This window comes from Nonomuraea zeae (assembly GCF_005889725.1).
Classification (GTDB): domain Bacteria; phylum Actinomycetota; class Actinomycetes; order Streptosporangiales; family Streptosporangiaceae; genus Nonomuraea; species Nonomuraea zeae.
In genome coordinates, this window is sequence record NZ_VCKX01000390.1 from 1 (window position 1) to 9,998 (window position 9,998).

9 protein-coding genes are annotated in these 9,998 nt (G+C 66.3%); 4 read left to right on the top strand and 5 right to left on the bottom strand.

From position 1 onward, the window contains the following. Positions 1-116: 116 nt before the first annotated feature. Together ETD85_RS64065 and ETD85_RS55920 are read right to left on the bottom strand one after the other, a co-directional pair. A complete protein-coding gene (locus tag ETD85_RS64065; protein ID WP_170247386.1) occupies positions 117-395 on the bottom strand; it encodes a hypothetical protein in 279 nt (92 codons plus the stop codon). A 700-nt stretch (positions 396-1,095) separates the two neighbouring features. Then, positions 1,096-1,800 (bottom strand): winged helix-turn-helix transcriptional regulator, encoded by a 705-nt coding sequence (locus tag ETD85_RS55920; protein WP_240780054.1) that lies wholly within the window; start codon positions 1,798-1,800, stop codon positions 1,096-1,098. A gap of 374 nt (positions 1,801-2,174) precedes the next feature. Between ETD85_RS55920 and ETD85_RS55925 the strand changes: the two genes are divergently transcribed. Further along, the gene (locus ETD85_RS55925) at positions 2,175-2,576 is read left to right on the top strand and encodes a tautomerase family protein (protein WP_138697983.1); all 402 of its coding nucleotides are present in this window, start codon (positions 2,175-2,177) and stop codon (positions 2,574-2,576) included. Positions 2,577-2,586: 10 nt separating this feature from the next. On the opposite strand, the gene ETD85_RS55930 is transcribed toward ETD85_RS55925, so the two are convergent. Further along, entirely contained in the window at positions 2,587-3,138 is a 552-nt protein-coding gene (locus ETD85_RS55930; RefSeq protein ID WP_138697984.1) for an SGNH/GDSL hydrolase family protein, read from the bottom strand. On the opposite strand from ETD85_RS55930, the gene ETD85_RS55935 reads away from it, so the two are divergent. After that, positions 3,104-3,433, top strand: coding sequence for a hypothetical protein (locus ETD85_RS55935; RefSeq protein WP_138697985.1), 330 nt, complete (start codon positions 3,104-3,106; stop codon positions 3,431-3,433). The two genes, ETD85_RS55930 and ETD85_RS55935, sit on opposite strands and share 35 nt — an antisense overlap. A 212-nt stretch (positions 3,434-3,645) precedes the next feature. Here ETD85_RS55935 and ETD85_RS55940 read toward each other — a convergent pair whose 3' ends face one another. Both ETD85_RS55940 and ETD85_RS55945 read right to left on the bottom strand, forming a co-directional pair. Then, positions 3,646-4,602 carry an NAD-dependent epimerase/dehydratase family protein gene (locus ETD85_RS55940; protein WP_138697986.1) on the bottom strand — a complete coding sequence of 319 codons (957 nt, stop codon included), beginning with the start codon at positions 4,600-4,602 and terminating at the stop codon, positions 3,646-3,648. Positions 4,603-4,643: 41 nt separating this feature from the next. Continuing rightward, positions 4,644-4,991, bottom strand: a complete 348-nt coding sequence (locus ETD85_RS55945) for a hypothetical protein (protein WP_138697987.1) — start codon at positions 4,989-4,991, stop codon at positions 4,644-4,646. Positions 4,992-5,686: 695 nt separating this feature from the next. Between ETD85_RS55945 and ETD85_RS55950 the strand changes: the two genes are divergently transcribed. Further along, entirely contained in the window at positions 5,687-5,911 is a 225-nt protein-coding gene (locus ETD85_RS55950; RefSeq protein WP_138697988.1) for an MbtH family protein, read from the top strand. A gap of 427 nt (positions 5,912-6,338) precedes the next feature. Then, positions 6,339-9,998 (top strand): non-ribosomal peptide synthetase (locus tag ETD85_RS55955; protein ID WP_170247387.1); only part of this gene is annotated, 3,660 nt, incomplete at its 3' end.

Sequence of the window (9,998 nt, forward strand, 5' to 3'; positions counted from 1 at the left end):
GTTCTTGCGGTACCAGGTCGCCTGCGACACCCCGGCCGCCGCGCATGCCTTGCGGCGCCCGAGCAGCGGGACCAGTTCGGCGATCGCCTCGGCCTGGGCGATCTGAAGGGTCTCGGTCACTGCTCGCCCCGATCCGGCGGCGTCTCGCTGCTGGTGGCGAGCTGAGCCAGCAGCGCGAAGAGCTTTCCCTGCACCTCGATCACCTGGCGGGTCGTGCCGAGCTCGGCGCGCAGCCGCTCGATTTCCGCCTGCAGTGCATCGATCTGCTTGTCCCGAGGATCGGCCTTCGGCCGGCCGACCGGCCGGGCCAGCGCCTGCTCCGCGCCATGGTCCCGCGCCGTGCGCCAGCTGGAGATCAGCGACGAGTACAGGGCCCTCCCGGCGCAGCAACGCACCCTTACCGGCCTTGTCGAGTCGGTCGTACTCCTCCAAGATCCGGGCCTTGTAGGCGGCGGAGTAACGGCGGGCACTGGCCCGTTCGCGTACTTGTGGATCAGGGATCTCCGGATCCGGCTTGCTTGCTCCCACGAAGGGATGTCTCCTTCCCCACCCTCAGCACAGAGTTTCATACCCGTTTGTTACCTATGTCTATTTTGACAGGGAGGGGCCAGTCTCTTCTGAGGCACCGCAGCCCCGGGCAAATCGGTGCCTCAACTCAAGCGGGTGGCGATGGCACACCATTTGCTGAGCGACATGCGCACTACGCCCCGGCCTCGACTGTGGGCGGATGCGTTGTGGTGGCCGGCGCACCTACAACTCGGCGCGGACACGCGTTTCGTCCCCCGCCATCGAACAGCTCCATCGCGACGGCGGGGGACGGTAATGACCAGCCTGAACTCGGCCGCTTCCGGCGGCGGCGGTCAAGCGGCCGGACCCTGACCTGGCTGCCCTGCCGCCCACGCACGATCGGCGGTGGCCGGGCGCCGCCGGGCCAGGTCGACGAACTGCGCGATGGTCTCCGGACGGTCCACGGCCGGGGCGAACAGGATACTCAAGGACCACCGAGCAGCTCGGATCCTGGCCTCGTTCTTCATGGAATGAGGCCAGAGGGAACCTGCCACAGTAGACAGGACGGGCCTGCCTTCCGATGAACCACTACGACCCAGGTCTGAATCCCGAGCCGATCGAAAGAGGGCGCTCCTCATTGACCTGCGCAGCCTCGAAGAGGCGCCGACCGGCCTTGGCGTCGCCGGTGATGGCGAGCCGCCCGCCGGCGATGGCTTTGGCGAGTGCCTCGTGATCGCCGAGGACGCGGGACAGGGTCTCGGGGTCGGAGTCGATGATGGCGTCTGACCGGTCGTGCGGCTCTCCGCGTCTCATGTCGACGAGCCGGCCGTCGGCGATGCGGGTAGTGAAGGGGTACCGGCCGAGGCGTAGCTCGTAGGTGGCGGTCCATGGCCGTTCTGGCTGCGGGCTGAACAAGCTGCGCAACCTGATCATGGCCGAGTCGGCGCTCACCGGGCCTGCGGATGGTTCGACTGCGAGCGCCCCCCAACGTCCCAGCGCAACGATGACGGGATCCAGCTCCGCGCCCCATTCGGTCAGCTCATACACCTGCGAGGCGGCCGGCGGGGGCAGGGTGCGGCGTCGTACGACGCCGGCGCCCTCAAGTTCGCGCAGTCGCTGGGCCAGGATCTTGGGGCCCGCGTTCGGCAGTCCGGCCTGGAGGTCGGTGAACCGTTTCGGACCGAGCAGGAGTTCGCGAACGGTCAGCAGAGCCCAGCGCTCGCCCACGTGGTCGAGTGCGGTCGCGATCGCGCAGCCATCGCCGTACCGACGGTTCGTCGTCATGGTCTTCATCCTACCCATGACCACTTGCTCTTGACCCCCTATCGACTACCTCTTTAGAAGAGTAAGCTTCCTATTAGAAAGGATAGACTACTAGATAGGAATGATGGATCCATCGGAACACACAGCACCCGGGCGACCTGGCCGCCCAACTCGGGTATGGGCTCGACAACCTCGAAACGGTCCTGGCCGGCGCCGCCATGACAACCGCCGACGTGGTCCGGCTCGACCTCTGCACCCCCGACGTCAGCTCTCTGCTGCAGCGCTTCCCTGGTGACAAAGCGCTTCGGGGGGCAAGCGCAGCCACGAACGCCTCACTACTCCCGACGCCAGGACTGCCGAACCAGCTCAGGCGGACTTGCCGCCTCCAAGTACAGGAGCAGGACATGCCCATCGGATACCTCGACGTGCCCACCGGTGCTGACCTCGAGACCAAGCGAGAATTCGTGAAAGCGCTCTACGAAGCCATGCACGAGGCCTACCCCTTTCCCGATGACACGAGGATCTTCCTGCACGAGTGGGCGCCGGACAGCGTGAGCCAGAACGGGCTCCTCGGCTCCGAACCGTTCAGGCCCGCGTTCGTCGCACACGTCCCCCAGGGCGTCGCGAGCGACGTCAAGCGCACCATGATGAGGCAGCTCAACACGGCGGTCGCCAAGGCCTACCAGCTTCCGTGGTTCATCACGTTCCTCCACGAGCACCCCCTCGGCCTCGTGGCGGTCGACGGAGTCGTACTCGCGGACGACCGGCAGCGGGTCGAAGACCAGCAGGGGGCCTACAGCCGATGAGCCACGGGCGTCACTGGAGCGGCCCTTCGTCCCCGAAAGCGAGAGGCGGGAAGCGTTCGGCCATGCGGCGGTAGCCGACGGCGTTGGGATGCAGGCCGTCTGTCAGGTCGGCGACGTCGTCGGCGCCGAAGAGCGTGAGCCCGTCGATGATGTCCAGGTTCGCGTCGCCCTCTTTCTCACGGGCGACGACCTGTTGATGGAGGAGCTCTCGGATCTGGTTCAGGGACAGCGCTTCGGAGGCCAGCGCGGCGGGCCGCTCGACCACGTGGATCCGGTGGTCGCGGCCCACGGGCGTCGGGCCAGGGTGGTCCTCGGCGACCGGGCAGATGATCGGGGTGACGATCACGATGGGCGTGGTGGGGTGGCTGTCGCGGATCATGTCCAGGAAGCCGTGGAAGGCCGACACGAAGACACGCTCGCGCATGGAGTCTGCGTTGACGATATTGAGGCTGATCGCGGTGGCGGGCAGGTCGCGGATGGTCCGGGCCGTGAACTGGTCGAGATGGGACTGACCGGCAACGGCGAGGTTGAGCAGCGACCGGCTGGCCGCCCGGGCGACGATCGCCGGCCACGCCGCGGTCGGGCGATCGGCCTCGGCGCACTGGCTTCAGCATCGCACCGGCTGGAAACCAGATCTCGACCCGTCGTTCGATCCTGGACGCACCGAGGTCGAACCGCACGGTGACTGGCCCGGCCGGCTGGTGCTCCACACTCCCAGTGACCGGGTCCACCACGATCAGCGCCTGTTCTGTGGTGGTCACCGGTGCGCGCAGATCGCCGTCGAGCACGAGATCGAAGGCGCTGCCGGACGGGTCGGTGGTCGTCTCCACCGCGCCGACGACACACGCGAGCGCTGATTCCAGGATGGACTGCACCAGCAGATCCTCTCGAAGGGTTGTGGCATGGTGAGGACGCGCCAGCGCCTCTGGCCCTCGCGGCTCCGCACCGGAGACCTTGATGGCCTTGGCGCCTGCTCGCCCGTTGATCGCAAACCCGGCTCCTTACCCGCGGCAGACGGGCACACCCTCACCCCGTGGTCACTGGGTGCTGACGCCCTTGCCGGTCCGGATCAGGCGAGCTTGCCCAGCAGCTCTTTCTCCTCGACGGCCGTGAGGCCGGCGCTGCTCACCGTGTGGCCGGACTCGCGTAGCCAGGCGAGGGTGTCGAGCGTCGTGTCGGCGATCGGCCGGATATGCAGGCCGGCCGCCAGCGTGGCGGAGGTGTCGCGGGCCATGAAACCAGCGTAATCAGGCAGTGGCACCCACATGGGCAGCGACCGCGGCCCCATCCACGGCGCCACTTTCTGCTCGATGAGGAACTCCTGATCGGCCCAGACCAACTCAGGCTGCACCTTCAGGCCTTCGGCGATCTCCGCCAGCAGTTTGCCCCTGGCGAAGGGCAGGCAGCTCCCGTCGTAGGGCCCGGTAAGCCCTCGCTCCGCCGCATCCAGCATCCAGGTGGTCAGATCCCGCGCGTCGATGAGCTGGACGAGGTCGTCGGGGGAACCAGGTGCCAGCACAGGCCCGTCACGGGTGAACCGGTCGACCCAGTAGGCGAAGCGGTCGAACGGATCCTCCGGCCCCACGATCAGCCCGGCCCGCACCAGGAGGGCGCCGTCACCGACGATCTGCTCGCATGCCACCTTGGCCGGCCCGTAGTTCGCCGGGTCGGCCTCGTCGGCCTCGTCGGCCAGCGGCTCATGCAGGGCCGGGCCGGCCTCGCTGGGGTCGGCGTAGACGCTGGTCGACGACACCAGCGTCCAATGGCCGGCGCGCCCTGCGAGCTCCGCGACGGCTCGCCGGATCAGGCTCGGGTGCCTGGCGACGTCGATGACGAGATCGAATGCCCCTCGCACGGGGGCGAGCCCGCCGTCCTCGCTTCGGTCGACCCGGACGAACTCGACGTCCGGTGGCGGATCTCCGGCGAGTCCGCGGGCCGCGCACACGACCTCGTGCCCACGATCACGTGCTTGCCGTGCGATCTCTCTGGACAGGAATCTCGTACCACCCAAAACCAATGTCCGCATGCCCTTATTTTGATTCATGCGGCGCCGGAAACTCTATCAGTTCACTCCCAGCGCAAATTCGGATCTTTACCGACGAGCAACTGAGGAGAGCGTTCCATATTGAGGCGCGACACGTACATCTTCGACGCAGCGCCATTCTTGCCACGTGACGCATTATTTCTGCCATCTGGTCTCGGTTCACGGCACCGCATGTGATTTAAGCGGCCGCTCATGAGCACAGGGATCGAGATGTTGTGATCCTGTCGGCCGCAGAGGAGGCGACGATGCGGGTGGCGGCAGCGCGCCCGAGCGCGATGGCTCGCGGCCGCGGCCCGAGTGCCGCAGGCATCGCCCGCGGCCAGAGTCGGCAGGTCCGGCAGGTCGCCCAGCGGGTCGGCGGCGGCGATCAAGCCCGTGCGGGTCCCACCAACCGGGAACGCTCCGGCCTAAGGTCCCGCGAGCGCGTCGCGTCGTAGGCAGCCCATGAAAAAGCCCTTGGCGCCGGGGTTCGGTCCCGCGCGTTTGAAAGAAGCCGCCAGCCTGCCATCGTGCCCGCCGGCAGCCACCCGGCCCGTACTCACCGGTCAGCGAAGACGAGCTTACAAGCAGACGATCAGCCGCTACGTCATGGTTCACCTCCGTCCTGTTGAGCGCAGCGAAAGACTAAGGTCGGTGGCCGAAAATATGTGAAACTTGGCAGAATTCACTCTTCACATCTGCATAAAGCCTGGAACAATGAACACGATCATTGAGCTGCCAGCTAAATCAAATTGCCCAGTGTCACGAGCAAGCCATATTCGGTCCTGCTGCCGCACCGAGGGGTGCACAGGAAGAACGAGAAAGAGCGAAGTATGCTCTACCGCAAGCACGCTCTTATTTCGGCGCAGAAGCCGCCGGAAGAGCGCCGCAGGGCTCGACGTGACTCCGTGGGCGCCGGCTGCTGATTTCCAACGCGGTGTCACCTTTGGTGATGACGCTATCCCTGTGGTCCTTTCCCGGTCGTCATTTCGCATGGGCCTTCCGCTTGCTCTGAAAGCCGTACAGCAGCCGCAATAATACAAGCGCCGCGACGCACCCTGCCGCGCGCCTAGTTCAGGGAGGCACATTGACCACCAATCCCTTCGAGGATGAAGCCGGCTATTCCGTCCTTGTCAATGAGGAGGGCCAGCACTCGTTGTGGCCAGAATTCATCGACGTGCCCGCCGGTTGGACCGTCACCTTCGAAGGCAACCGGGAGGACTGCCTGAACCACATCAATGAGACATGGGTGGACATGAGGCCACGGAGTCTTGTGCGAGCGATGAATGGCCAGAACGTGTCGTCGAAGTAGCCGGTAGCGGGGCTGCATACAATTCCGGCTCAAGAACCGATCACCGGCGTGTTCACCGATAATCGTAGGGAAATCCTGAGCCGGAGGACCGGCGCGACACGCTCTAGCGTCACGGTTCATGGAGATCCCTGTATGGCCGGCGCTGTCGGCAACATAACTCGATGATCTGCGTCCGCGTCGCCGTTGTGCGGTCGTGATGCCTACAGCCGAATCGACGGATCAAGCGGGGATCGCCACCTGCTGCGAAAGGACCACTGAGTCCTACCAGGCTGCAGTCGTCCTGGCCATCATGCAAACGCTCCGTGACGCTCCGACGACACGTCCTATAGACGGTTCCTATCGGGTCGCTTCTCGAAGGCGGCAGATTTTCATTGTCAGGCAGCGGTCGCCGCAGAAGTGCTATCAGTTTCAACCGCGAGGAATGCATATGTTGAGAGAAGATCAGGGCATCCCGTCCGTTCCAGGCACCTGTGTGCCGGAATTGCTGGAGGAGCAAGCCACACGAACGCCGAACGGCGTCGCCGTGGTTTTCGGGGACGCCAAGCTGACCTACGCCGAACTCAACGCCCGCGCCAACCGGCTGGCCCGCCACCTGATCGCCGAGGGCATCGGGCCGGAGGACCTCGTGGCGCTGATGCTCCCTCGCGGCCCAGAGTTGATCGTGGCGTTGCTGGGCATCCTGAAGTCCGGTGCCGCTTATCTGCCCATAGACCCAGATCAGCCGGCCGAGCGCAACGCTCTCGTGATTGACGACGCTCGACCGCGGTATCTGCTCACGACCACCGACATCGCCAGTGCGGCGGGCACGTATGGCTTGCCACACCTGATGGTGGACCAGACCGCGCTCGACGACCTGAGGCCGGCGACCGACCCGACCAACGCCGACCGGGTCATGGCGCTCACCTCTGCCAACCCGGCTTATGTCATCTACACCTCCGGTTCCACAGGCAGGCCCAAGGGCGTCGTCGTGCCCCACGGTGCGCTGGTGAACTTCCTTGCCGACATGCGCACGCGCTTCGCACCCGGACCGGCAGACCACGTCTTGGCCGTGACCACCATCGCGTTCGACATCGCCGCTGTGGAAATCTACCTGCCGCTGATCAGCGGTGCCCGGGTCGTGCTCGCTGCCAAGGACGTCGTCCGGGACCCGCACCGGCTCGGCGCGTTGATCGCGGACTCGGGTATTACAATCGCGCAGGCGACGCCGTCGCTGTGGCACGCCCTGTTGAGCACCGATCCGGCGATCGCGCATGGTGTTCGCGTGCTCGTAGGTGGCGAGGCGCTGCCGCCGTCCCTGGCCGCCACGATGGTGGAGCACGCCGCCGAGGTGACCAACTTGTACGGGCCGACCGAGACCACGGTGTGGTCCACCTCTGCTGCGGTCACCAGCTCAGTGGCCCCTGTTTCCATCGGCGGGCCCATTCGGAAGACCCTGGCAAATGTGTTGGACTCGGATCTGCGTCCGGTGCCACCGGGCGTGCCGGGTGAGCTGTACATCGCGGGCGCCGGTGTCACCCGCGGCTATCATCGCAAGCCGGTGCTGACCGCCGAACGCTTCGTGGCCGACCCGTTCGGCCCGCCCGGCACGCGCATGTATCGGACCGGCGACCTGGCCAGTTGGCGGCCCGACGGGCAGTTGGATTTCCTCGGCCGCGTCGACCACCAGGTCAAGATCCGAGGGTTCCGCATAGAACTCGGCGAGATCGAGAACGTCCTCACCACACACGATGACGTCGATCAGGCCGTCGTGACAGTCCGAGAAGACCGGCCCGGCGACAAGCGCGTCATCGCCCATGTCGTCCCGGCCGTCAACCAGGCGCCCGAGAACGACCTGCGGGACCGCCAAGCCATGTACGACTCGACGTACGCGACGGCGGATGGTCCGTTCGGAGACGACTTCGGCATCTGGGTCTCCAGCTACGACCGGAAGCCGATCCCGCTGGAGGACATGCGAGAGTGGCGCGATGCCGCCGTCGCGCACATCCGAGAGCTACAGCCGCAGCGTGTCCTCGACGTCGGGGTGGGCACTGGCCTCGTACTAGCCCGCCTCGCGCCCGAGTGCGAAGCCTATTGGGGCACCGATTTCTCTGCTGCGGCGATCGGCCATCTCGGTGAGCGGATCGCCGACCGACCCGAACTCGCCGGTCACGTCCGGCTGCTCGCTCAGCCCGCCCATGTCATCACCGGACTTCCCGAGCAGTTCTTTGACACCGTCGTGCTCAACTCCGTGGTGCAGTACTTCCCCAGCGTCAGGTACCTGCTGGAGGTGTTGGAGCAGGCGGTCGACCTGCTTGCGCCCGGCGGCTCGGTGTTCGTCGGCGATGTGCGCAACCTCCGGCTGCTGCCTCATCTCCAGATCGGGGTGCGGTCAGTGCACACCACCGACGCGACACAACTGCGCAACGCGATCGACCGGGCAGTGGCGCACGAGGAAGAGCTGCTGCTCGACCCAGAATTCTTCACCCTGCTGCCGCGTGTGATCCCGGCGATCGGCGGGGTGGACGTCCGCGTCAAGCGCGCGAGCTATGACAACGAGCTGAGCCGCTACCGGTACGACGTCGTCCTGCACAAGAAGCCCGCGGTAGAGCTGACCTCGTTGGCCGACGCCCCGACGGTGAGGTGGATCGACGACGTCGAGGATGTCGCGGCGCTGGCCGAGCGACTCGCGTCGCGGCGACCGGTCCAGCTGAGGGTGGCCGGAGTCCCCAACCGCCGCACGTCCCGCGAGTCTGCCGCCCTGCGCGCGCTTGAGCTCGGTGGCACCGCCGCCGACGCGGCGCGCGAACTGAATCGCGACGAGCCGGCCGGGCTCGACCCTGAGGTGTTCCACGCTCTCGGCGACGAACTCAGCTACCGGGTGGCTGTCACTTGGTCCCCCTCCACCGTTGACGGCAGTGTCGACGTGCTGTTCTATGACTCGTCCGCAGGGATCATCCCGGTTGACCTGTACCCCGGTGCCGAAGGCGACCTGGAACGGCTGGCGTCCTACGCGAACGACCCAGCCTCAACGGCCAAGGTCGGCTCGATGGTGTCGGAACTGCGGGCTTTCGCGGCGGCTCGCCTGCCGGACTACATGGTGCCCGCCGCGTTCGTCGTGATGGACGCCCTTCCGTTGAACGCCAACGGAAAGGTTGATCGGCGGGCGTTGCCTGCGCCGGAGTTCATGGTTGTCGATGGTCGTGCTCCGCGTTCGCCGCGTGAGGAGATCTTGTGCGGGCTGTTCGCCGAGGTGCTCGGCGTCGATCGGGTGGGTGTCTATGACGCGTTCTTCGAGCTGGGCGGGCATTCGCTGCTGGCGACCAGGCTGATCAGCCGGATCCGTTCGGTGCTGGGCGTGGAGGTGAGCGTCGGCCAGGTGTTCGAGCATCCCACCGTCGCCGAGCTCGCGCGATCACTAGAGACGGCACTCGACGCACGTCCGGCGGTGACCGCCCAGCCGCGACCGGACACCATCGCCTTGTCACACGCCCAGCAACGCCTGTGGTTCCTCAACCAGATCGAAGGACCCGACGCCACCTACAACGTCCCCCTCGTCCTGCGCCTGACCGGCCCCCTGAACACCACAGCCCTGCACCAAGCCCTCAACGACCTCATCGCCCGACACGAATCCCTGCGCACCATCTTCCCCGACGTCGACGGCCGGCCCCACCAGGTCGTACTCCACCCCGAACAACTCACCACGATCCTCACCACGGCCCAAGCCACCGAAGACGACCTCGACGCCCAACTGAACACCCTGGTAAGCCAAGGATTCGACCTGGCCACCGAGATCCCGCTGCGGACCACCCTGTTCACCCTCAACCCCCAACAGCACCTGCTGGTCCTGCTCACCCACCACATCGCCAGCGACGGCTGGTCACTCACCCCGCTCGCCGACGACCTGACCACCGCCTACAACCGCCGCGCCCACGGCCACGAACCCACCTGGACAGCCCTGCCCGTCCAATACGCCGACTACGCCCTATGGCAACGCCACTGGCTCGGCGACCCCGCCGACCCCACCAGCGTCATCGCCGAACAAGCCGCCTACTGGACCACAACACTGGCCGACCTGCCCGAAGAACTCCCCCTGCCCACCGACCGGCCC

What these genes read in the sequence shown, in the direction of transcription:
- ETD85_RS55920 (WP_240780054.1), bottom strand. Translation starts at nt 1,800, where the DNA reads ATGAAGACCATGACGACGAACCGTCGGTACGGCGATGGCTGCGCGATC.
- ETD85_RS55925 (WP_138697983.1), top strand. Translation starts at nt 2,175, where the DNA reads ATGCCCATCGGATACCTCGACGTGCCCACCGGTGCTGACCTCGAGACC.
- ETD85_RS55940 (WP_138697986.1), bottom strand. Translation starts at nt 4,602, where the DNA reads ATGCGGACATTGGTTTTGGGTGGTACGAGATTCCTGTCCAGAGAGATC.